This window comes from Acidimicrobiales bacterium (assembly GCA_035547835.1).
GTDB lineage: Bacteria > Actinomycetota > Acidimicrobiia > Acidimicrobiales > Iamiaceae > DASZTW01.
Genome location: DASZTW010000012.1, coordinates 136887 through 158747, shown reverse-complemented (window position 1 = coordinate 158747; position 21861 = coordinate 136887). Strand labels below are relative to the sequence as shown.

General features: G+C 69.7%; 17 protein-coding genes. 5 read left to right on the top strand and 12 right to left on the bottom strand.

Annotated elements, in window-relative coordinates; translation table 11 throughout:
• The first annotated feature begins 2 nt into the window (after positions 1-2).
• Together VHA73_11130 and VHA73_11125 are read left to right on the top strand one after the other, a co-directional pair.
• The gene (locus VHA73_11130) at positions 3-2051 is read left to right on the top strand and encodes an ATP-dependent DNA helicase UvrD2 (GenBank protein ID HVX18574.1); all 2049 of its coding nucleotides are present in this window, start codon (positions 3-5) and stop codon (positions 2049-2051) included.
• Entirely contained in the window at positions 2048-2539 is a 492-nt protein-coding gene (locus VHA73_11125) for a DUF2505 family protein (protein ID HVX18573.1), read from the top strand. Before VHA73_11130 ends, VHA73_11125 begins: the two co-directional genes overlap by 4 nt.
• 158 nt (positions 2540-2697) lie before the next feature.
• Here VHA73_11125 and VHA73_11120 read toward each other — a convergent pair whose 3' ends face one another.
• From VHA73_11120 to VHA73_11110, 3 genes are read right to left on the bottom strand one after another with little or no spacing between them, the layout of a single operon-like run.
• Complete coding sequence (locus tag VHA73_11120) at positions 2698-4896, bottom strand: cation:proton antiporter (protein HVX18572.1); 2199 nt, start codon at positions 4894-4896, stop codon at positions 2698-2700.
• A 24-nt stretch (positions 4897-4920) separates the two neighbouring features.
• Positions 4921-5643: a PaaI family thioesterase gene (locus VHA73_11115; protein ID HVX18571.1), complete on the bottom strand. Its 723-nt coding sequence runs from the start codon at positions 5641-5643 to the stop codon at positions 4921-4923.
• 10 nt (positions 5644-5653) lie between these two features.
• Entirely contained in the window at positions 5654-6445 is a 792-nt protein-coding gene (locus tag VHA73_11110) for an exodeoxyribonuclease III (GenBank protein HVX18570.1), read from the bottom strand.
• A 54-nt stretch (positions 6446-6499) separates the two neighbouring features.
• Between VHA73_11110 and VHA73_11105 the strand changes: the two genes are divergently transcribed.
• Complete coding sequence (locus tag VHA73_11105) at positions 6500-7096, top strand: DsbA family protein (protein HVX18569.1); 597 nt, start codon at positions 6500-6502, stop codon at positions 7094-7096.
• 12 nt (positions 7097-7108) lie between these two features.
• Here the strand turns inward: VHA73_11105 and VHA73_11100 are convergent, their stop codons facing one another.
• The gene (locus tag VHA73_11100; protein HVX18568.1) at positions 7109-8650 is read right to left on the bottom strand and encodes a histone H1-like repetitive region-containing protein; all 1542 of its coding nucleotides are present in this window, start codon (positions 8648-8650) and stop codon (positions 7109-7111) included.
• 93 nt (positions 8651-8743) lie between these two features.
• Here VHA73_11100 and VHA73_11095 point away from each other — a divergent pair, with 93 nt between their 5' ends.
• Complete coding sequence (locus tag VHA73_11095) at positions 8744-9382, top strand: HAD-IA family hydrolase (protein HVX18567.1); 639 nt, start codon at positions 8744-8746, stop codon at positions 9380-9382.
• An 84-nt stretch (positions 9383-9466) separates the two neighbouring features.
• Here VHA73_11095 and VHA73_11090 read toward each other — a convergent pair whose 3' ends face one another.
• Positions 9467-10411, bottom strand: a complete 945-nt coding sequence (locus VHA73_11090) for a DUF559 domain-containing protein (protein HVX18566.1) — start codon at positions 10409-10411, stop codon at positions 9467-9469.
• Between the two features lie 149 nt (positions 10412-10560).
• Complete coding sequence (locus tag VHA73_11085; protein HVX18565.1) at positions 10561-14244, bottom strand: multifunctional oxoglutarate decarboxylase/oxoglutarate dehydrogenase thiamine pyrophosphate-binding subunit/dihydrolipoyllysine-residue succinyltransferase subunit; 3684 nt, start codon at positions 14242-14244, stop codon at positions 10561-10563.
• 86 nt (positions 14245-14330) lie between these two features.
• Between VHA73_11085 and ettA the strand changes: the two genes are divergently transcribed.
• Complete coding sequence (gene ettA / locus VHA73_11080) at positions 14331-16013, top strand: energy-dependent translational throttle protein EttA (protein HVX18564.1); 1683 nt, start codon at positions 14331-14333, stop codon at positions 16011-16013.
• 195 nt (positions 16014-16208) lie between these two features.
• On the opposite strand, the gene VHA73_11075 is transcribed toward ettA, so the two are convergent.
• Genes VHA73_11075 through VHA73_11050 form a run of 6 tightly spaced genes read right to left on the bottom strand, consistent with a single transcriptional unit; the run spans position 16209 to position 21813 of the window.
• Positions 16209-17066, bottom strand: a complete 858-nt coding sequence (locus tag VHA73_11075) for an acyl-CoA dehydrogenase family protein (GenBank protein HVX18563.1) — start codon at positions 17064-17066, stop codon at positions 16209-16211.
• Positions 17067-17071: 5 nt separating this feature from the next.
• On the bottom strand, positions 17072-18262 hold the full coding sequence (locus tag VHA73_11070) for an acyl-CoA dehydrogenase family protein (protein ID HVX18562.1): 1191 nt from the start codon (positions 18260-18262) through the stop codon (positions 17072-17074).
• Complete coding sequence (locus VHA73_11065; GenBank protein ID HVX18561.1) at positions 18262-19344, bottom strand: nitronate monooxygenase; 1083 nt, start codon at positions 19342-19344, stop codon at positions 18262-18264. The genes VHA73_11070 and VHA73_11065 overlap by 1 nt, the downstream gene beginning before the upstream one ends.
• Positions 19341-20129 (bottom strand): CoA-transferase, encoded by a 789-nt coding sequence (locus VHA73_11060; protein HVX18560.1) that lies wholly within the window; start codon positions 20127-20129, stop codon positions 19341-19343. Before VHA73_11060 ends, VHA73_11065 begins: the two co-directional genes overlap by 4 nt.
• Complete coding sequence (locus tag VHA73_11055) at positions 20126-21040, bottom strand: CoA-transferase (protein ID HVX18559.1); 915 nt, start codon at positions 21038-21040, stop codon at positions 20126-20128. The genes VHA73_11060 and VHA73_11055 overlap by 4 nt, the downstream gene beginning before the upstream one ends.
• On the bottom strand, positions 21037-21813 hold the full coding sequence (locus tag VHA73_11050; GenBank protein ID HVX18558.1) for an enoyl-CoA hydratase family protein: 777 nt from the start codon (positions 21811-21813) through the stop codon (positions 21037-21039). Before VHA73_11050 ends, VHA73_11055 begins: the two co-directional genes overlap by 4 nt.
• Positions 21814-21861 lie beyond the last annotated feature (48 nt).

Here is a 21861-nt window from a genome sequence, read left to right as displayed (position 1 = left end):
CGATGGACGACGGACTGCTCGCCGGGCTCGACGACGAGCAGCGCTTGGCCGTCACCTCCACCGCCCAGCCGTTGTGCATCGTCGCCGGTGCCGGCTCGGGCAAGACCCGGGTGCTGACCCGGCGGATCGCCCACCGGGTGCAGACCGACGACGCCGACCCCCGACGGATCCTCGCCCTCACGTTCACCCGCAAGGCCGCGGGCGAGCTGACGGACCGACTCGATCGACTCGGCCTGCGAGACCACCCGACGGCGGGCACGTTCCACGCCGCGGCGTACGCCCAACTTCGCAGCCACTGGGCGGGAGGAGACCGCCGGCCACCGACGTTGCTCGATCGCAAGGTCCCCGTGCTCGGCCGCCTCGTGCGGCGGGGTGGTGCCCTCACGCCGGCCGAGCTCGCTGCCGAGATCGAGTGGGCGAAGGTCCGGTTGGTGTCACCCGCCGGCTACGAGGAAGCGGCCCATGCCGCCGGTCGACGGTCGTCGGTCGGCTTGTCGGTCGTCGCACGCCTGTACCAGCGCTATGAGGACGACAAGCGCGCCAAGGGCCTGGTCGACTTCGACGACCTGCTGATCCACTGCCTCGCCGCGATGCGCCGCGACCCGTCGTTCCGGGATGCCCAGCGCTGGCGGTTCCGCCACCTGTTCGTCGACGAGTTCCAGGACGTGAACCCGTTGCAGTTCCAGCTTCTGCAAGCGTGGCTGGGCGACTCGCCCGACTTGTGTGTGGTCGGCGATCCGGCCCAGGCCATCTACCGCTGGAACGGCGCCGACGCCGACTACCTCCTGCGGTTCGCCAGCTACTTCCCTTCGGCCGAGGTGGTGGTACTCGGGTCGAACTACCGCTCGAGCCCCCAGATCCTCCAAGTGGCGGCGCGGGTGCTCGGCCGGGCAGCCGGCGTCGACCGCCCGCCGCTGACTGCGCACCGCCCCGACGGGCCCGACCCCGACGTCGAGGCCCACCCGACCGACGTCGACGAGGCTGCCGCGGTGGCGCGCCGCGCCCGCGACCACCACGGCCCGGGCCGACGATGGTCGTCGCAAGCGGTGCTCGTGCGCACCAACGCGCAACTGCCGGTGCTCGAGACGGCCTTCCGCCAAGCCAACATCCCCTACCGGGTGCGCGGCGGGCGGGCGTTCATCGACCGGCCCGAGGTGCGCGATGCGTTGCAGGCCGCCCGTCAGGCCAACTCCTTGTTCTCGATCTGGTTGGCCGACCTCGAGAGCGCGCTGAGCGCCTCGAAGGAGCAGTTGCCCGAGATGGCGACCGAGGTGGCGACCGAGCGCCACACTGATCGCGTTGCCGGCCTCGACGAACTGGTCCGACTCGGTCACGAGTTCGCCGCCCTCGACCCGGTCGCACCGGCGCACGCGTTCCCCCAATGGCTGGCGGCCACCGTGCGAGGCGAAGCCCGCGACGGCGGCGACGCCGTGGAGCTCGCCACCTTCCACGCCGCCAAAGGTCTCGAGTGGTCAGTGGTCCACCTCGCCGGCATCGAGGCGGGCCTGGTGCCGATCACCCACGCACGCGACGACGAGGCGGTGGCCGAGGAACGTCGGCTGTTGTACGTGGCGGTCACCCGGGCCGGCGAGGCCGTCCACGCGACCTGGGCCGCCGCCCGCACGTTCGGCGAGCGCGAGGTGAGCCGCCAACCGTCGCCATGGCTGCACCTGCTCCGCAGGCCGTCGTCGGACGGCGGGCCGGCGCCTACGCGCACCGCTGACCCACGGCGCGCCCGCGCCGCGATCCACGCGTCGCGACGCGCGCTCGGCGACGCCGCCGACCAGCAGCCGTCGCAGTTGCGCCTCGACGACCCACCACAGGTGCGGCGTGCATTCGACGCGCTCTGGCAATGGCGGAGCCAGGAAGCCCGGCGGGGCGCCGTCCCTGCGGCCGTGGTCCTCCCCGACAAAGTCCTCCACGAGCTCGCGCAACGAGCGCCCACGACCGCCGACGATCTCGCGCTGGTCGACGGCCTCGGCCCCCTGCTCGTGTCGCGCTACGGAAGTACGCTCCTCGCCGTGCTCCGGGCGGCCAAGGGCGAGCCGTGAACTTCGAGGTCGTGCAGGCTTACCGCGCGCCGCTCGACCAGGTGGCCGCGGCCTTTGCCGACCCCGAGCTGTACGCCCGCATGGCCGACTTGCCCAAAGTGGGATCACCGGAGGTGCTGCGCCACGAGACCGACGGCACCGACGTGCACCTCGAGGTGCGGATGCGCTTCACCGGCGACTTGTCCGCCGCGGTGAAAGCCGTGATCGATCCCGCCAAGTTGTCGTGGGTCGAGGTCGCCGACCACGACCTCCCGGCACACCAGGTGTCGTTCGTGCTGCGACCCGACCATTACCGCGACCGCTTCTCGTGCCACGGTAGCTACTCGTTCACCGCCGACGGCGACCAGACCATCCGCACCGTCAGGGGCGAGCTCAACGTCCGCGTGTTGCTGGCACGCGGCCAAGTCGAGCGGGCGATCGTGTCCGGCCTGCGCGAGCACTTCGAGCTAGAAGCCCCGGTCGTGGAGGCGTTCGTCAACGGCAAGTGACTCCCATCGCCCAACTGGGTGGGAAATCGGCCGCCACGACAACCACAACCCCACCCGGCACAGGCCGTCGAGCGGTGTGTCGGGTCAGTGAGGAGGTGGACGCCGTCCAGCGGTGCCGAGGGCCGCCAGTACCACCCCGCCAACTGCCAGACGCACCACTAGGTCGCGTTCGATGGCGGGGCGTCGGTGACGATCACGACCGTGGTGTCGGCGCGGGCGAGCAGGTCCTCGACGAGGTGACCGAGGTAGGGACGGTCACCGAGCTCGCGAGCCGTGGCACCCACGATCAACAAGTCGCACTCGTGCTGCTCCGCGGCGGCCAGCAGCTCATCGGACGCCGACGTGCCCGAACGCAACGTCGCGCGCGGATGCACCTCGAATCCTGCGGCGAAGTCGGTGGCCCGCTCGAGGAGGCGTTCGCCCGCCTTCACCCGCGCGTCGTCGCGTGACAGCACCCCGGCGCCCTCCCGACGTCCGACCCACCGGTACCCCGCCGAAGTCGCCGCAGTGGCCTCGTCGGACGTCTGCTCACGGTCGATGACGTGCGTCAACACGATCTCCGTGCCGAGCTGGCTCGACAGGTGGAAGGCGACTTCCTGCGCGGCGCGCGACGCACGGGAGCCCGACACCGGGACGATCGCCCGCGTGAACGCAGCCGGCAGCGAGGTCTCGAGGTTCCTGGCGCGACGGACGATGACCAGCGGCAGGGCCGCGCGGAGCACGAGCTCGTCGGCGACCGACGAGAGCAGCTTGCCCGGCGTCGGCCGTTCGTTGACCCCCAGTCCAATGACGCCGTAGCCGAGCTTCGCCTCCGCCAGGATGGCTCCGACCGAGTCGGGACCCGAGGTCTGCTGCACCTCGTGCGCCCGGTCGGCCACCACGTTCAACACCGCCTCGATGTCCGGCTCCACCCCGTTGTCGGCGACGGACAGCACGGTCACCGGCGTCTCGATCGGCCAGGCGAAGTTGAGGATCTGCGCCGCCACGATCGAGTTCACCTGTCCCCTGCTCGGCAACAGCATGCGGCGGTCCTTGACCACGATGTTGCGGCCCAGGGTCGCTTCCCGGTCGAGGCGTGCCTGCTCCTCGTCGCTGCCGCGCCAGTTCCGCACGGCGAGCCGCAACGTCGGCGGCGCGAGCATCGACGTCACCATCGCCATCAACACGATCGCGGTGAACGCGGCCTGGTTGAGCACGCCGAGCCCGAGACCGACCGTCGCGATGACGATCTCCATCGCGCCCCGCGCATTGAGGCCGGCGCCCAACGCCACAGCTTCGCGACGGCTGAGCTTCGCCAGCTCCGCCCCGATGAACGACCCGAGAAACTTGCTCAGCGTGGCCACCACGAGGATGCCGAGGCTCCACCACAGCACCGTCGAGTCCTTCAGCAGACCCAAGTCGACGCGCAGCCCGGCGGTGGCGAAGAACACCGGCGCGAAGAACGCGGACGTCATCGCTTCGATCCGACCGTGGACCTCCTCGCGCTGAAAGCGGGAGCGGCCGAGCACGATGCCGGCGATGAAGGCGCCGAGCACGGCTTCGAGCCCCAGCGCCTGCGCGGCCGCGCCACACGCGAGCATCACCACGATCGCCAGACCCAGCGAGCTGCCAGAGCCCTGTTCGTCGTCGCCGTGCACCGACCGGATGCGCCGCAGCGCGGCGTCGACGAGCCGCTGGCCGACCGTCAATGCCAGCAGCAAGAACCCCGCCATGCCCACGATCGCGAAGGCGACCCTGCCGAGCGAGACGTGTCCCGACGAAGCCAAGCCCGAGATCAGGCCGAGCAGGATCCATCCGACCGTGTCGTTCGCCATGCCGGCCGCGAGGTTGATCTGACCGAAGTTGCGGCGCATCAGCTGCAGCTCGCTCAGGATCTTGGCGATCACCGGCAGCGACGAGATGCTGAGCGCGGTGGCCATGAACAGCGCGAACACCGTGCGGCTGTGGTGGTCGGCCATGAACGTGGCGGGCAGGATCCATCCGACGGCGATCCCGCACGCGAACGGCAGGACCAGGCTGCCCGCGGCCACCAGCGCCGCCGCCCGACCGAAGCGCCGGATCAGGCCGAGGTCGGTCTCGAAGCCGGTGACCACCAGCAGCAACGCAGCGCCGACCCACCCGAGCGCCACGAGCGCGGATCCCTGCATGTCATCGCGGGGCAAGAACCAGTGGAAGCCGCTCGGCCACACTTTGCCGAACACCGACGGCCCGAGCAGCAGGCCCGCGGACAGCTCCCCGACCACGGCGGGCTGGCCGATCCGCCGCAGCAACCCGCCGAGCACCCGCGCCAAGGTGACCAGCGCGGCGAGTTGGACCCAGAGGACGAGGAGCTGGTGTTCGTCGAGCGAGGAGAGCATGCGGGCACCAGTCTCCGTTCCGGCTCAGTCGCTGGGCGGCGGGATCGACGAGAAGCGCGCGTCGCGCTCGCCGCGCATGGCGACGAACTTGTCGGCGGTCAGGGAGATGAAGATCCCCTCGGCCTCGCTCACCTTCTCACCGTCTACGTGGCAAGTCCCCTTGCAGAAGATCTTCCGTCCCTCGACTCGGTCGACGGTCGCCTCGAGCTGCAACTCGGTGTGCAGCGGCGTCGGACGCAGGTAGCGGATCGTCAACGTGCCGGTCATCCCCGCGTGACCCGACAGCGACTGGGCGCCGCCGAGCAGCTCGTCGAACATGGCTGCGACATAGCCGCCGTGCACGCAACCGGGCGGGCCTTCATAGGCCGAGCCGAACGTGACCCTGCCGACCACCCGGTCGTCGTCGATCCGCAAGGTCATCGGCGGAGACAACGGGTTGGCCTTGCCGATCATCGGGCTGTGATCGAACACGGCCCCGGGCTCGTTGCCTGCCGTCGCCACTTCGGCGAACCCGATCAATGTCACCGGTTCGTAACCCTCGAAGCGCTCGGTGGTCGCTGCCAGATCGACCGTTGCCGCCTCGAGCACCTCGCGGGGCGCGGTGGTGGCCACCAGCCGTTCGATGAGCTCGCGGGCGCGGGACGCGAGCGCGTGGAGGGCAACTCGGCGGGGTTCGGTGGCTTCGTCGGCCGACGCGGCGAGGATCCGTCCCCGCAGCCCGGCAGCGGCCGAGATCTCGTCTTCCATCGCGCGATTGTTACCGACCGTCGACGGGCGCGCGGAAGTCGACGATCACGGGCGCGTGGTCAGAGGGGCCCTTTCCCTTGCGTGCGTTGCGATCCACCACCGCATACGCGGCCCGCGACGCGAGTGGCCCAGAGGCCAAGACGAGGTCGATCCGCATCCCCTGGCGCTTGTGGAAGCTGCCGGCCCGGTAGTCCCACCACGAAAAGAGGCCGGGCTGCGGCTGGCGCTCCCGGAACACATCATGCAGGCCCCAGGACTCCAGTTCCGCGAGCGCGGCGCGCTCCGCATCGCTCACGTGCGTGGCGCCTTCGAAGGCCGCGACGTTCCACACGTCCTCGTCCGCCGGCGCCACGTTGAAGTCACCGCACACGACCAGATCCGCGCCGTCGCCCCCAGCCTGGCGATCGAGGACGGTGCGGAGACGAGCCAGCCACGCCAACTTGTACCGGTAGTGGTCGTGTCCCACCTCGCGGCCGTTGGGGATGTACGCCGAGCCCACTCGCACGCCCCCGCACGTGGCCCACACAAGGCGGGCCTCGCCGTCGGGCGGATCGTCATCACCGAAGCCGTCGACCACGTCGTCGATGCCGACCCGGCTCAAGATGGCCACACCGTTCCACCGCCCCTCGCCGTGGTGGACGGCCTCGTAGCCCATCGACTGGAAGGTCATCGCCGGGAAGGCGGCGTCGTCGAGCTTGGTCTCCTGCATGCACAAGATGTCGGGCTCGACCTCGCCCAACCACTCCTCGACCCGAGGCAAGCGCGCTTTGAGCGAGTTGACGTTCCAGGTCGCGATCCGCATCCATGGCACGTTACCGAGGCCGATGTGCCGCGGCGGCCGGTACGGTGCGAGGCGATGGATGCACTGCTGTGGAGCGACTACTTGTGCCCTTGGTGCTACGTGGGGCAGGTCCGCACGGCGAAGCTCCGCGAGTTGGGACTGGCGGTGACGGCGCTGCCCTTCGAGCTCCACCCGGAGATCGGCCCGGCCGGGCGCACGGTGCGGTCCGATGGACGGCTCGGCCCCACGTTCGACCGCATCGAAGCCGAGTGCGACGAGGCTGGGCTGCCCTTCCGCCGACCAACCCGAATGCCGAACACGCATCGCGCGCTGGCGACGGCGGAAGTGGTGCGGACAGAGTGGCCCGAGGCCTTCGACGCGCTCGACACGGCGTTGTTCGCCGCGCAGTTCGCCACCGGTGACCCGCTCGACGACAGCGAGGTCATCGACAGCCTGGTGTCCGCCAGCGGCGCGCCTGCCGACGAAGTGCGCGACCGTGTCGCCGACATCGGTGACACGGTGTTGGCGGCGTCCATGGCCGCGGCACGAGATGCCGGTGTCGCGGGGACGCCGACGTGGGTGGTCGGTTCCCTGACGATCCCCGGCGCCCTCCCCACCGAGACCCTGGAGCGCTGGGTCCGGCGTCTCCTCGAACGAGCGACGCCGGACTGAGACCGAGGGCGGCTAGCGCGAGGTGCGCCTCGCGGTCGCCTTCTTGGCGGGTGCGCGCTTGGCGGTGGTCTTCTTGGCCGCCGTCTTGCGCGCCGTCGTCTTCTTGGCGGTCGTCTTGTTGGCGGTCATCTTCTTCGCGACAGCCTTCTTGGCGGTGGTCTTCTTCGCGGGCGCCTTGCGGGCCGTCGTCTTCTTGGCGGGCGCCTTGCGGGCCGTCGCCTTCTTCGCGACAGCCTTCTTGGCGGTGGTCTTCTTGGCGGGCGCCTTGCGGGCCGTCGTCTTCTTGGCCGTCGTCTTCTTGGCCGTGGCCTTCTTGGCGGTGGTCTTCTTGGCCGCCGACTTGTTGGCCGCGGACTTGCGCGGGGTCGCCATGGTCGGTGTCTCCTCTGCCTCGTCGGATGGTGCAGGGGTGTGCGCGGCCGACGCCCCCGAGGCGTCAAGCCCGTCTGCCGGTGCGTCGGACGACTCGGCGTCGTCCTCGGCGGTGGCAGAAGCTGCAGCGGCGGCTATCGCGTCGCTGGCGAACTCGGGCAGGGCCAGATCGACCCCGCGGCGCGACGAGTCGAACGACACGACCGTGAGCGTGTACGTCGACCCGAGATCGAACTTCTCGCGTGGGCTGCGGGGCGGCGTCTCACCCATCAGCCGCAACGGTGCGTAGGCGAGCAGGCCGCCAGTCCGCAAGTAGGCGCCATGCGAGCTGAAGCGCTCAACTTCGGCCTCGACCTCGCTACCCACCGGATGGGCGCCCGCGAAGTCGATGAACGGGAGCAACTCGTTGGTGGGCTCGACGGTGGCGCGGCCGCGCCGGCCACGCCGACCCCGCGACGGCGACCCGTCGGACGGTTCCGAGGCACCGGGCGTGTTCGACGGGGTCGACGGGTCGGACGGGGTCGACGCGTCGGACGGGGTCGACGCGTCGGACGACCTCGCACGTTTCGAGGCGCCCGACCGCCCGTTGGCGTCGGACCGACCGCCGGCATCGGGTTGCAACCCGACGTCGCCCACCTTGGGTGGCTTGCCTGTGGGAACCGGCGGGCTCTTGGGAGCGGGTTGTTGTAGCGCCGCCTTGGTCGAACTGCGTCGCGGTCGGCGGGGGCCCCGCACGTTCTTCGTGGCCTTGCGACTGACTGGACCGCGGACCGGCGTGCGGGCCACGAACACCCACCCGACTTCGGGCACCGGCTTGCCGCCGATGAGCCGACCTTCGTCGAACAGCCAGGCGTAGTCGCCGTGGAACTCCTGGAAGGAGTCGTTCGACAGCACGGTGGCGCCGGCCTTGTCGGCGATCTGGAGCACGAACGCGTCGCCCCGGCCGATGGCACCCGCGGGCGGGCACACGAGCTCACCGTTCACGATGGCCTCGTCGTACTCGGCGCGCTCGGACTCGGGGATGCGATGCCCGAACGTGGCATCGACCACGACCGTGAGCTTCTCGACCGGCTGCTCAGCGAGGAACGCCTGCACCGCCTCGTCGAGTTGGGCGAGGCTGGGCAGGTTGCGACCTTCGGTCGCGATGTTCGATCCGTCGACGACGACGTGTTGCAACGCCATGTGGCTCCTCAGTCAAGCAGCCCGCGACGCGCGATCGGAGGATGTCGCCGCATCGCCGTCAGCGGGAAGTCGGGGAGATCCTACGATGCAGCGATGCCGACATTGCGAGCCGTGCTCTTCGACTTCGGTGGGGTGCTGTCGACCAGTCCGTTCGTGGCCTTCAATCGCTACGAGCGCGAGCACGGTCTCCCCGCCGACTTCTTGCGGAGGGTCAACGCCACCAACCCGCACGACAATGCGTGGTCGCGCTTGGAACGCGGCGAGGTCGACATGGATGCATTCGACGCGCGCTTCCGCTCCGAGTCCACCGCGCTCGGCCACGAGGTCTCCGGTCGCGACGTGCTGGCGCTGTTGGCGGGCGACATCGTCCCGGAGATGATCGACGCCGTCCGTGCATGCCGCACCGAGTTCAAGACGGGGCTGCTCACCAACAACTTCGTCGGGATGGGCGGCTTCGGCGGCGGCCCGCGCAACGACGCGGTCGGCGAGGTCCTGGCTCTGTTCGACGTGGTGGTCGAGTCCAGCCAGGTGGGCGTCCGAAAGCCCGACCCGCGATTTTACGAGATGGCATGCGAGCAGCTCGAAGTCGAAGCGAAAGAAGCGGTGTTCCTCGACGACCTCGGCGTCAACTTGAAGCCGGCGGCCGCCATGGGCATGACCACCATCAAGGTCGTGTCCCCCGACCAGGCGCTCGCCGACCTCGAGACCGCCACCGGCCTGACCCTGCGCTGACCGAACCTCACCGTTCTGGGCTGGTTTCTACGCGTCCCAACACGTCATTTTCAGCCCAGAACCGCGATTGGGGCGGGTGGGCGGTCAACTCGCGGGGCGACGGGCGGCACGGAGCATGGCGCGCACGCGTCGGACTTCGGCGACCACATGCGTGGGGCGATGCCAGACGTCGTGATCGGTGAACACCAGGACCGTGCGACCGCTCGCACGAAGGCGAGCGTGACGTCGCTCGTCGAGCAGACGATCGAGGTGCGCGTCGTGGAACCGCTGAGAGTTCACCTCGACCACGAGGGGCAGATCGCCGGCGGCAAAGTCGACCCGGCCTATCCATGACTGCTCGTCACCCGTGTCAACTTGGCGGCGCATCGACGGAAGACCGGCGGCTTGGAGGATCGACGCGAACCGCGCCTCGAGACCGCTCGCAGGCGGGACGTAGTCGGGACCACGGGCCTCGACCAGGTCTCGCAGGAGCGTGACGCCGGTGCGGCCCCGCCGCGCGTTGCGCGCCAACACTCCTTGCAGCGTGTCGAAACTGACGAGGCGCATGCTCCAAGCGTTGTCGAGCGCTCGTTCGACCCTGCCCGGGTGTTCCTCGGCGCTGATCTGCAACAGCGCCAGACCCGGGCGCACGACCGGGATCCCCTCCAACACGGTGACGTCATCGGCCGGCAACGAGCGGACTCGGTGGGCGATGGCGCCACGCCCCGTCCGCGGCGGTCCGCTCCGCAGCACGCAGCAGTGGGTGGGGACGAGTCGGAAGCCCGGTAGACCCCAATGACCCAGCGCGGCGCGGTGCGACAGCACGGAGCCGACGCCGGCGTCGAACAGGTTGGTGAGCGCCATAGCGGCATCGTCCACCGGGGCCCCGACGAGGTGCAGCACCCGGTGGCCCCATGCCTCCCAACTCCCGGCGGCACGCTGATGGCGCAACCAGTCGCGCGTGGCACCGAGGGCCTGCGCCTGCACCACCGACACGACCCCGTGCTGTGTCGCGGCCAACTCCCGCAGCCGCGTCCCGGTCTCGTCCATGGCCTCCAGTGAACCGCCGCCCTGTGACAGCCTCCCCAGACCCGGCCCCCCCCATCCGTTCTGGGCTGCTTTCTACGCGTCCCAACGCGTAATTCTCAGCCCAGAACGGGTCTGGTCAGCCCAGAACGGGTCTGGCCGGACGGGACGGGTCAGAGGTCGGCGAAAGCGCTGGCGAGGATCAGGTTCTGCTCCTGCACGTGGATCCCGTGCGAGCCGGTGGCGGGCGAGCCCGAGCCCGGTCGGCTGACGTGGCGGAGGCGGTAGTCGTCGCGCAGGATCTTGTGCAGCATCTGGTGCACGAACATCCAGGGACCCATGTTCTCCGGCTCCTCTTGCAGCCACACCACTTCTTGCGCGTTCGGGTAGCGCGTGAGGATGTCGATCAGCTGCGCCTCGGGCCACGGGTACAGCTGCTCCACCCGCACCACTGCTGCGGGGGCCTGGTGCTCGTCGCGGTGCGCGATGGCCTCGTGCGCGACTTTCCCCGAGCACAGCACGACCCGGGTGACGGTGTCGGGTTCGATCGTCGCGTCGTCGAGGACTTCCTCGAACGTGCCATCGGTCAGCGCGCTGATCGGCGACCGCGCCGACTTCGCCCGCAGCAACGACTTGGGGGTGAACACCACGAGCGGCTTGCGGATGTCGCGGTGCATCTGGCGCCGGAGGAGGTGGAAGTACTGCGCGGACGTCGAGGCGTTCGCCACTTGGATGTCGTCCTCTGCCGACAGAGTGAGGAACCGCTCGATCCGCGCCGACGAGTGCTCGGGACCCTGTCCTTCGTAGCCATGGGGCAACAACATGACCAGCCCGGAGGTCTGCCCCCACTTGTCTTCGGCCGCCACGATGAACTGGTCGATGATGATCGACGCGCCGTTCACGAAGTCGCCGAACTGCGCTTCCCAACACACCAAGGCGTCCTTGTTGGTGACGGAGTAGCCGTACTCGAAGCCGAGCGCGGCGTATTCCGACAGCAGCGAGTCATAGATCCAGAACTTCGCCTGGCGCCCGTCGAGGTGGGCCAACGGCGCCCACTCCGCGCCCGTCTCGTAGTCGACCAGCACCGCGTGGCGCTGCGAGAACGTGCCGCGGCGGGTGTCCTGGCCGGCGATGCGGAGGTCGGTTCCCTCGAGCAGCAGCGAGCCGAACGCCAGCGCCTCGGCGAGCGCCCAGTCGACTTCGCCGCTTTCGTACATCTGGTCGCGGGTGGCGAACTGCCGGGCGAGCTTGGGGTGCACGGTGAAGCCGGCAGGTGGGCCCGACAGCACCGAGTAGATCTGATCGAGCGTGGCACGATCGACGGCCGTGTCGGCGTGGGGCAGCACCCCGAGCGGTGGCGGCGGCGCGAGCGCCTGGACCTCCTCGGCCGGCTTCGACTCACGCGTCTGCTCGAGGCTCGACTGCAACCGCGACTGGAAGTCGTCGAGGGCCTGCTCGGCTTCGTCGAGCGTGATGTCGCCGCGCTTGACCAGCGTCTCGGTGTACAGCTTGCGGACCGAGCGCTTGGCGTCGATGCGCTTGTACATCAGCGGTTGGGTGTAGCTCGGGTCGTCGCCCTCGTTGTGGCCGTGGCGGCGGTAGCACACCATGTCGATGACGACGTCTTGGTGGAACTTCTGGCGGTACGCGTAGGCCAAGCGCGCCACCCGCACGCATGCTTCGGGGTCGTCGCCGTTCACGTGGAAGATCGGCGACTGCACCATCTTCGCGATGTCGGTGCAGTACTCCGACGAGCGTGCGGCATCGGGCGGCGTGGTGAACCCCAACTGGTTGTTGATGATGAGGTGGATGGTGCCGCCCACCCGGTAGCCCTTGATGGTGGAGAAGTTGAGCGTCTCAGCCACCACGCCTTGGCCGGCAAAGGCCGCGTCGCCGTGCAACAGCACCGGCAACACGCTGAACGCGTCGGGCTCGTTGATCTGGTCCTGGCGGGCGCGCACCATCCCCACCACCACCGGGTCGACGGCTTCGAGGTGCGACGGGTTGGCGGCCAGCTCGATGGGGATCTGGTCACCCAGCCGGCTGACGAACTTGCCGGTCTGGCCGAGGTGGTACTTCACGTCGCCCGAGCCTTGGGTGGACTGCGGGTCGATGAAGCCCTCGAACTCCTTGAAGATCTGGTCGTAGGACTTTCCGACGATGTTGGCCAGCACGTTGAGCCGGCCGCGATGCGACATGCCCAGCACGGCGCTGTCGAGGTGGTCGGCCGCAGCTTGTTCGAGCACCGCGTCGAGGATCGGGATGGCCGACTCGGCACCTTCGAGGCCGAAGCGCTTCTGGCCCACGTAGCGCTTCTGGAGGAACATCTCGAACGCTTCTGCGGCGTTGAGACGGCTCAGGATGTGGCGCTGCTCGTCGGGCGACGGGGTGAACGCCACGCCCTCGACCTGTTCTTGGATCCAGCGCTTCTCGGCCGGGTCCTGGATGTGCATGTACTCGATGCCGATCGTGCGGCAATACGCGTCGCGCAGCACGTGTTGCAGGTCGCCGAGCTTCATGCGCTCGTTGCCGGCCAGACCGCGGGTGAGGAACTCGCGGTCGTTGTCCCAGATGGTCAGCCCGTACGCCGCGGGGTCGAGCTCCGCGTGCATGTGCGGCTCTTTGGCGGCCAACGGGTCGAGGTCGGCGATCAGGTGGCCCCGCACCCGGTACATGTTGATGAGGGTGGTGACCTTGAGCTGCTTGTCGAGCCGCGCCGTCTCGCCGTCGGCCGGGTTGGTGTCGCGCTGCCAGCGAACCGCCTCGTACGGCACGCCAAGCGAGCGGAAGACGTCGACGTAGAAATCGTCCTCGCCGAGCAGCAGCTCGTGGACACGCTGCAGGAACAGGCCGGACTCGGCTCCTTGGATGATCCGGTGGTCATACGTGGAGCTGACCGTCATGACCTTCGACACGCCGAGATCGGCCAGGCGTTCGCGGTCGGCAGCGGAGAACTCTGCGGGGTAGTCGAGCGTTCCGACCCCGACGATCACGCCTTGGCCCGGCATCAAGCGCGGCACCGATTGCACCGTGCCGATCGTGCCGGGGTTCGTGAGGGTGATGGTGGCACCGACCATGTCGTCGGCGGTGAGCTTGTTGTTGCGCACTTTGCGGATGAGGTCGTCGTACGCCGCCCAGAACGTCCGGAAGTCGAGCGTGTCCGCGTCGCGGATCACCGGCACCAGCAACGTGCGGCCGCCTTTGCGCTCCACATCGACCGCCAGGCCGAGGTTCACGTGCGCGTGACGCACCAGACGTGGCCCGTCGGCACCGTCGACGAACGACGAGTTCATCGCCGGCACCGCATCGGCGATGGCCCGCACCACTGCGTAGCCGATCAGGTGCGTGAAGCTGATCTTCCCTGCACCTTTGCGACCGAGGTACCCGTTGATGACCGCCCGGTTGACCTCGAGCAGCTTCGCGGGGATCTCACGGAAGCTGGTGGCGGTGGGAACGTCGAGGCTCTTGGCCATGTTCGCCGCGATCAGCGCCGCGGCCCCCTTGAGCGGCGTGCCCGGTTCCTCCGCGTCCGGCGGACCGGCCGCGGTGGCCGCTTCGGGCTCCACGACCGCGCCTTGCGGGGCCGGCACCGCAGCCGCCGCGGTGGTGGCCACCGCGCCGTTCGAGGTGGGTGCCGAGACGCTCGGGGTCGGTGACCCGCCACCAGCGGTGGGGGTTGCCGTCGCCGCGGTGATCGACGCGGCGGGGGCCTTGTCGATGTCGCGCTGGTAGTCGGCGAAGAACTCACGCCAGCTGTCGCTCACCGAACTCGGATCCGCCAGGTACTGCTCGTACATGTCGTCGACGAGCCACGCGTTCGGGCCGAGCGCGGATCCGGGGGGCTGCTCAGGTGCCATACCCCTTCGATCCTAACGACGCCCCCCAACCCCGGGACGGGCGTGGGGCGTCCGGGACCCCCTCCGCGATGGGCCACGATGGAGGGATGCCACCCACCGGCGCGCAGTTCATCTTCACCATGCACAAGGTCGGCCGGTTCCACCCGCCCGACCGCCAAGTGCTCGAGAACATCAGCTTGTCGTTCTATCCCGGTGCCAAGATCGGCGTGCTCGGCCCGAACGGCGCAGGCAAGTCGAGCTTGTTGCGGATCATGGCGGGGGTCGACACCGACTACACCGGCGAGGCTCGGCTCACGCCCGGCTTCACCGTCGGGATGCTCGAACAGGAACCGCAGCTCGACCCGGCCAAGGACGTGAAGGGCAACGTGCTCGACGGCGTCGCCGACGTCGCCGGGCTGCTCGAGGCGTACGACGCCTGCCTCGCCAAGTACGCCGACCCCGATGCCGACTACGACAAGATCGGCGAAGAGCAGGCGCGGCTCGAGGCCGAGATCGCGGCCAAGGGCGCCAACGACCTCGACCGCCAGATCGAGATCGCAATGGACGCGCTGCGCCTGCCGCCGGGCGACGCCGACGTCACCGTGCTGTCGGGCGGCGAGCGGCGCCGGGTGGCGCTGTGCCGGCTGCTGCTGTCACACCCCGACCTGCTGCTGCTCGACGAGCCGACGAACCACCTCGACGCCGAGTCGGTGGCGTGGCTCGAGCGCTTCCTCCGCGACTACTCGGGCACGGTCGTGGCGATCACCCACGACCGCTACTTCCTCGACAACGTCGCCGGCTGGATCCTCGAGCTCGACCGCGGCCGCGGGATCCCGTTCGAAGGCAACTACTCGAGTTGGCTGGAGCAAAAGGAAGCCCGTCTCGAGCAGGAGGAGCGCACCGATTCCGTCCGCCGGCGCACACTGGCCCGCGAGCTCGAGTGGGTGCGGATGAGCCCCAAGGCCCGCCAAGCGAAGGGCAAGGCGCGCCTCAACGCGTACGAGCAACTGCTCGCCGAGGCCAGCGCGGCCGACGGCAGGGCCGACAAGCTGCAGATCGTCATCCCGTCCGGCCAGCGGCTCGGCGACCTCGTGATCGAAGCCGACAACGTCACCAAGGCCTACGGCGACAAGCTGCTGTACGAGGATCTGTCGTTCTCGCTGCCGCCGGCCGGCATCGTCGGCGTCATCGGCCCCAACGGCGCCGGCAAGACCACCCTGTTTCGCATGTTGACCGGCAGCGAGAAGCCCGACAGCGGCACGTTGCGCATCGGGCCGACGGTGGAGCTGGCGTACGTCGATCAGGAGCGCACGCTCGACCCGGCCAAGACGGTGTACGAGGAGATCACCGGCGGTCGCGACGACCTCGTCGTCGGCGGCCGGGAGATCCACGGACGGGCGTATGTCGCGTCGTTCAACTTCAAGGGGTCCGACCAGCAAAAGGAGGTCGGGAAGCTCTCCGGCGGTGAACGCAACCGTGTGCATCTCGCCAAAGTCCTCAAGGACGGTGGCAACGTGCTGCTGCTCGACGAGCCCACCAACGACCTCGACGTCGACACGCTCCGAGCGCTCGAGGACGCCTTGGATGCCTACGCCGGCTGCGCAGTGATCATCAGCCACGACCGCTGGTTCCTCGACCGGGTCGCCACACACATCTTGGCGTTCGAAGGCGATTCGGTCGCGCGGTGGTTCGAAGGCAACTTCAGCGAGTACGAGAGCTGGCGCCACAAGGAGCTCGGCGCCGCGGCCGACCAGCCGCACCGCATCAAGTACAAGCCGTTGAGCCGCTAGTGGTGTGTCGGGTGATTGAGGAGATGGTCATGGCGAGTCATTCGGTGCCGATGGCCAGGACGCACGACGAAGTCGCAGCCGTAGCTGCGATGAGGAGGAGGACGCCGCCCAGCGGTGCCGGGGGCCGCCAGGACCGCCCCGCCATTTGCCGGACGCACCGCTAGTGATGTGTCTCGCCACGACGTGCGACTCGGGTCACTCCACGCCGATCGCGCGACCCACCCGTGCGCGGTGCCACGCGGCGTCGCCCCACCGGGCGGCCAGTGCGAACGCCCCCTTGAAGTACAGGTGGAGGTCGTACTCGACCGTGTAACCGATCGCGCCGTGGCACTGGAGGGCGTGCTTGGCGGTGAGACGGGCGGCGTCCGACGCAAGGCACTTGGCCACCGACACGTCGCGCTCGCGATCGGCCGACCCGGTGGCCAGCGACCACGCTGCCGCGTACACCGCCGGTGCCGCGAACTCGAGCTGCAACCGGGCGTCGGCCAAGTGGTGCTTCACCGCCTGGAAGCTGCCGATCGGCGCGCCGAACTGCCGCCGGTCGCTGACGTACGCGACGGTCAGGTCGAGCATCCGCCGGTTGAGCCCGATCAGCTCGGCAGCTGCGCCGAGCGCCATGCGGTCGAACGCGAGGCCCGAGCCCGGCTCGATGTCGACGACCGCGGCGGAGATCCGGTGGCGATCGGCGCGTGCCACCTCGCCGGCGTCCAACAATGCGGACGATGCGGCGACGATCCCCTCGACGAGCGGCACCGGTGCGGCGGCGTAGCCGGCTTCTTCGGCGATCAGCACCCAGTCGACCTCGGTGAGCCCGAGGCCTCCTTCGCTCTCCGGTTGGCCAAGACCGAGCACCCCCATGTCGACCAGCGCGGACCACAAGCGGTCGATCGCCCCAGGCTCGGCGCGGGCGCCGACCCCGATGCCCTGACCAGGACGCTCGCCCGATGGCGGCGGCAGCGCAGCCCGCACGACCTCGCCCTGGCACTGCTCGGCGAGCAAGGTGCGGACCGTGTCGCGCAGCGCGAGCTGATCGGCGGAGAACGAGAAGTCCACCGGCCCTACTTCCGCGGCAGGCCGAGCACCCGCTCGGCGGCGATGTTGCGCTGGATCTCGTTGGTACCCGCGTAGATCGGGCCCGACAGCGAGAACTGCCATCCCTTCCACCACGCATCATCGGCGGCCGCGGCTTGGTCGAACCCGACGAGGTCGAGCGCGGTTTCGTGCAGCCCGACGTCGAGCTCGCTCCACCACAGCTTCACCAAGCTCGACGCGGCACCGGCAGACCGTCCCGCAACCGTCTCGGTGACGGTCTGCAACGTCTGCAGTTGGTACGCCCGTGCTTCGATCCAGCCCTGCGTCACCCGGTCGCGGAGGTCGCCGCGGGCCGCTCGCACCGACGCCGGCTGCCGCTGCCACGCGCGGATGAGACGGTCGGCGACCGCGAGGAAGCGGCCGGGCGACCGCAACGTGAGGCCGCGTTCGGAGGAAGTGGTGGCCATCGCCACGTTCCACCCCTGGCCGACTTCGCCGAGCACCACCCCGCCGGGTACCGCGTCGTCGGCGAGGAAGGCGCCGTCGAAGAACACCTCGGCGAACCCCTCGTCGCCGTCGAGCCGCCCGAAGCCGCGCACGGTGATGCCCGGCAGGTCGAGCGGGACCAACAGGTACGTGAGGCCACGGTGGCGCTCGGCGTCGGGGTCGGTGCGAAACAGGCCGAACAGGTGGGTGCAGAACCCGCCCCGGGTGGTCCACGTCTTTTGGCCGTCGAGCCGCCAACCACCGTCGACCCGCTCGGCGCGGGTCGTGAGGCTGGCGAGGTCGGACCCGGCCCCGGGCTCGGACCACCCTTGGCACCACCGGTCCTCGGCCGCAGCCATGCGAGGCAGGATGTGGGCCTGCTGCTCGGGCGTGCCGAACTCGAACAGCGTCGGGGCCAACAAGAAGATGCCGTTCTGGGTGACCCGCTGCGGCCCGCCCGCCCGGTAGTACTCCTCTTCGAAGATCAGCCACTCCCACAAGGTGGCGTCGCGCCCGCCGAACTCGGCCGGCCACGACACGACTGCCCAGCGGTCCTCGAACAGGCGCCGCTCCCACGCCAAGTGGCGGGCGAACCCGTCGGCCGTGTCGCCCGACGGGATGTTGCCGTCGGGATCGGCGACGTCGGCACGCCACCCGGTCAAGTTGGTGGTGAGCCACGCGCGTGCTTCGCCGCGAAACGCCTCTTCGTGGTCGCGCCACGTGAGGTCCATCAGCCCGCCAGACGGTCGAGCGTCGCGGCCGCGTCGGCCACGATGCGGTCGAGCAGGTCGGCGACGGTCGGAAGCTCGTCGATGACGCCGACGTTCTGGCCGGTCGGCAAGATGCCGGCGTCGAGGCGGCCGTCGACCATCGCGGCCTTGGTCATCATCGGCGCGTTGGCCGCCATGGCGAACTGCGCCCAGGTCATACCCTGCTCCTTGCGCATCGCGAGGCCCTCACGGAGCAGGCCAGCCATCGAACGGCCCGTCTCCTTGCGGAACGCCCACGCGTTCGCAACGGCGGCAGGAAGGCGGCGGACCGGGCTGCCGGCCTCGAGGCGATCGACCAGGTCGGTGCGGATCACGCGCTGGGGGGCGCCGTCGATGGCCGTGCTCACCACGGTGTCGGTGACACCGGCGCCGAGGTACTGCTCCTTCACCAGGTCGGGCACGCGGCTCTCCTGGGTGAGCAGGAAGCGGGTGCCCATGGCGATGCCGTGCGCGCCGAACGCCAAGGCCGCCACCAGGCCCTGGCCGGAGTGGAAGCCCCCCGCACCGAACACCGGCACCTGGTCGCCCACTGCTTCGACCACCTGCGCCAACAACAAGGTGGTGGGCACCGTGCCGGTGTGCCCGCCACCCTCGCCGCCTTGAGCGATCACCGCGTCGACGCCCATGCCCACCATCTTCTCGGCGTGGCGGCGCGCACCGACCGTCGGCATCACTTTCACGCCGAGGTCGTGCAGGCGGGCGATGACCTCCGCGCCGGGTGGGCCGGCGAAGCTGATCAGGCGCACGCCTTGGGCCGCGACCCACGCGGCGCTGTCGGCGAGGTCGGCCTGCGTCGGTACGAAGTTCACGCCGAACGGCTGGTCGGTGTGGTCCTTCACGCGGTGCACTGCAGCCCGCAGCTGCTCGGGTGTCATGGTCGCGGCGGCCAAGATGCCGAACCCGCCCGCTGCGCTGGTGGCGGCGGTCAGGTGCGACCCCGACACCCACCCCATACCGGTCTGCACGATCGGCAGCTCCGATCCCAGCAGGTCGCAGGCCTTGGTGTGGAGTTGGGGCGGGACGACCCGCGCGGCGTGGCTCACGAGCTCGGCACCTCGCGCTCGATCTCGCCGGTCGGGTCGATGACGTGGCGCAAGAGGTGCAGCTCATCGTCGGTCGGCAGGCGCGACTCGGACAGGCCGTCGGGGATGGCGAGCTCGAACCCGGTTGCGTCGACCACTTCGTCGACGGTCACGCCGGGGTGGAGCGAGCGGAGCTGCATCCGGTGGTCTGGGGTGTCGAAGTCGAACACACCGAGGTTGGAGATCACGCGGCGGATCTCGTGGTAGCGGGCGGCCACCGGCCCGAGCTGCGCCGCCCGGTCGTAACCGATCCCGCAGACGACGTCGACGTGGTCGACGAACACCCGCGGCGAGTGGTTGGCCACCCAGTAGCTGGTGGTGTCGTTGATCGTGTTGCCGGGCGCGCCGCGCAGGCCGAGGAGTTGGACTTTCGGTCGAGCGAGGTCGGGACCGAGCGCGGAGATGTTCTGGTTGCCGTACTGGTCGACCTGGGTCGCGCCCATCATCACGTGCCGGCGTCCCGACCAGACGATGTCGAACATCGAGCGGTAGCTGTTGGCGAACTCGACGACGCGGCCGCCGGGCCAGGCGAAGGCCTCGTCGTTGGCGATCAGCAGCGCTTCACCGTCGGTCATCATCAGGTCCGGCTCGAACGTGGCCCGCGCCAGGCGACCGCCGACCATCGGCACGGTCCCGATCGGGTTGGCCAGCAGCTCACCGTCACCTCGGAAGCACTCGGCGACGGCAACCGCGCACACTTCGGCTCGCGTCGGCGAGCCGAGCTCGCGTCCCTGCGCGTCGCTCACCGGGCACCTCCTTCGCCTTGGGCGCGCACGGTCGCCTGATACGTGTCCTCGTCGACGTCGACGTACTCGGCGCGGAACTCCTCCCACGCTTCGGGGCTCTTGGCCGCCGCGAAATAGGCCTGCTGCACCGCTTCGTCGCGTGGGTGGCGTGGCTCCGCCGCCGTGAAGTGCGCGGCGCCGTCGCGCTCCACGACGCCGTCGACCATCATCCGGTTCACCCGCAGCCGCAACTCGGTGCCGGCGATCTCGGCGAGCTGCGCGGTGGGCACCACCCGATCGGTCGAGATGAAGCGACCGCCGGTCCTGGCCGCCGCGAGCATGAGGTCGTCGAAGTACAAGTCGGGACCCAAGAACGCGGCGTTGCCGCGGGCGTCGGCCACGTCGAGGTGGCAGAGGGCGGCGTCGAGCTCGAGCGCGGGCATCGCCACCAGCTCCTCCCCCACGCCGTCGGGCCCGGGGTACGGCGACGTGACGGTGGCAAGCTCCGGGGTCGTGCGGAACACGTCGGAGCCCAAGCCCACCCGGGTCGGCAGGAACGGCACCCGCCACGCCGCGGCTTGCAGGCCGAGCAGCACTTGGCCTTCGTCGTACTCGACGGCAGACACGGCGCCATCCTGACGTGCTCTGCGAAAGTGCGGCTCGAGGGTCGGGCTGTGCTTGTTGGTGGCGCCCGCCACGTCGGCAGCCACGAACGCGAACACGACCTCGCGCACTTTGCCCGCCGAGCACAACAGCCCGACATCGGGCCCGCCGAACGCCACGACCCGCAAGTCGCGCACGTCCGACCGGCAGATGGCGCGGATCATCGACATCGGCTTGCGGCGGCTCCCCCACCCGCCGATGCCGACCGTCATCCCCGACTCGAGCCGGGCGACGACCTCGTCCTCGCTCAACCGCTTGTCGGTGCTCACGTCTCGTCGTCCGGCCCGAAGTCGGCAGCGCGTCCGGTCTCGACGAACGCATCGCGGGCTTCGTCGGCCACCCCCGCCAAGTTCAGCTCGAACGTGAAGCCCTGCTCGTAGCGGTAGCTGCGCCGCACGTCCCACAAGTCGATGCCGTTCAAGGACTCCTTCGCCGCGCGGATCACGACCGGGCTCTTGTCGGCGATCTGCGTCGCCACCTCGAACGCCTTGTCGCGCAGCTCGGCCGCGGGCACCACTGCCAGCACCGAACCGAACTCGTGCAGCTCCGCTGCCGTGACGGTGGCCGCGGTGTACACCATCGCCCGCATCTTGTGCTGCGGCACCAGGCGGCTGAGATGGGTGGCGGCGCCCAGCGCGCCCCGGTCGACTTCGGGCAGACCGAACGTGGCGTCGTCGGCAGCGACCACGATGTCGGCGTTGCCGACCAACCCGACTCCGCCGCCGAGGCAATAGCCGTTGACGGCCGCGATCACCGGGACCTCACACTCGTAGACGGCGGCGAACGCCTCGAAGCAACCACGGTTGGCGCCGATCAGGGCGTCGAACCCTTCGGTGGCCTGCATCTCCTTGATGTCGACGCCCGCGTTGAAGCCCTTGCCTTCGGCGCGCAGCACGACCACCCGCACGGCCGGGTCGTGGCCGAGCGATCGGATCTGCGCGGCGAGGTCGAACCATCCCGCCACGGTCAACGCGTTGACCGGCGGGTTGTCCATGACCACCTCGGCGATGCCGCGGTCGTCGACCTGATGGGAAGTCCCCATGGGTTACGTTCTCTCCAGCGGTTGCGTTTCTGACGTACCGTCAGGTTC

Coding starts and splice junctions, on each gene's coding strand:
- VHA73_11130 (HVX18574.1), top strand. CDS start 3: ATGGACGACGGACTGCTCGCCGGGCTCGACGACGAGCAGCGCTTGGCC.
- VHA73_11120 (HVX18572.1), bottom strand. CDS start 4,896: ATGCTCTCCTCGCTCGACGAACACCAGCTCCTCGTCCTCTGGGTCCAA.
- VHA73_11115 (HVX18571.1), bottom strand. CDS start 5,643: ATGGAAGACGAGATCTCGGCCGCTGCCGGGCTGCGGGGACGGATCCTC.
- VHA73_11110 (HVX18570.1), bottom strand. CDS start 6,445: ATGCGGATCGCGACCTGGAACGTCAACTCGCTCAAAGCGCGCTTGCCT.
- VHA73_11105 (HVX18569.1), top strand. CDS start 6,500: ATGGATGCACTGCTGTGGAGCGACTACTTGTGCCCTTGGTGCTACGTG.
- VHA73_11100 (HVX18568.1), bottom strand. CDS start 8,650: ATGGCGTTGCAACACGTCGTCGTCGACGGATCGAACATCGCGACCGAA.
- VHA73_11095 (HVX18567.1), top strand. CDS start 8,744: ATGCCGACATTGCGAGCCGTGCTCTTCGACTTCGGTGGGGTGCTGTCG.
- VHA73_11090 (HVX18566.1), bottom strand. CDS start 10,411: ATGGACGAGACCGGGACGCGGCTGCGGGAGTTGGCCGCGACACAGCAC.
- VHA73_11085 (HVX18565.1), bottom strand. CDS start 14,244: ATGGCACCTGAGCAGCCCCCCGGATCCGCGCTCGGCCCGAACGCGTGG.
- ettA (HVX18564.1), top strand. CDS start 14,331: ATGCCACCCACCGGCGCGCAGTTCATCTTCACCATGCACAAGGTCGGC.
- VHA73_11070 (HVX18562.1), bottom strand. CDS start 18,262: ATGGACCTCACGTGGCGCGACCACGAAGAGGCGTTTCGCGGCGAAGCA.
- VHA73_11050 (HVX18558.1), bottom strand. CDS start 21,813: ATGGGGACTTCCCATCAGGTCGACGACCGCGGCATCGCCGAGGTGGTC.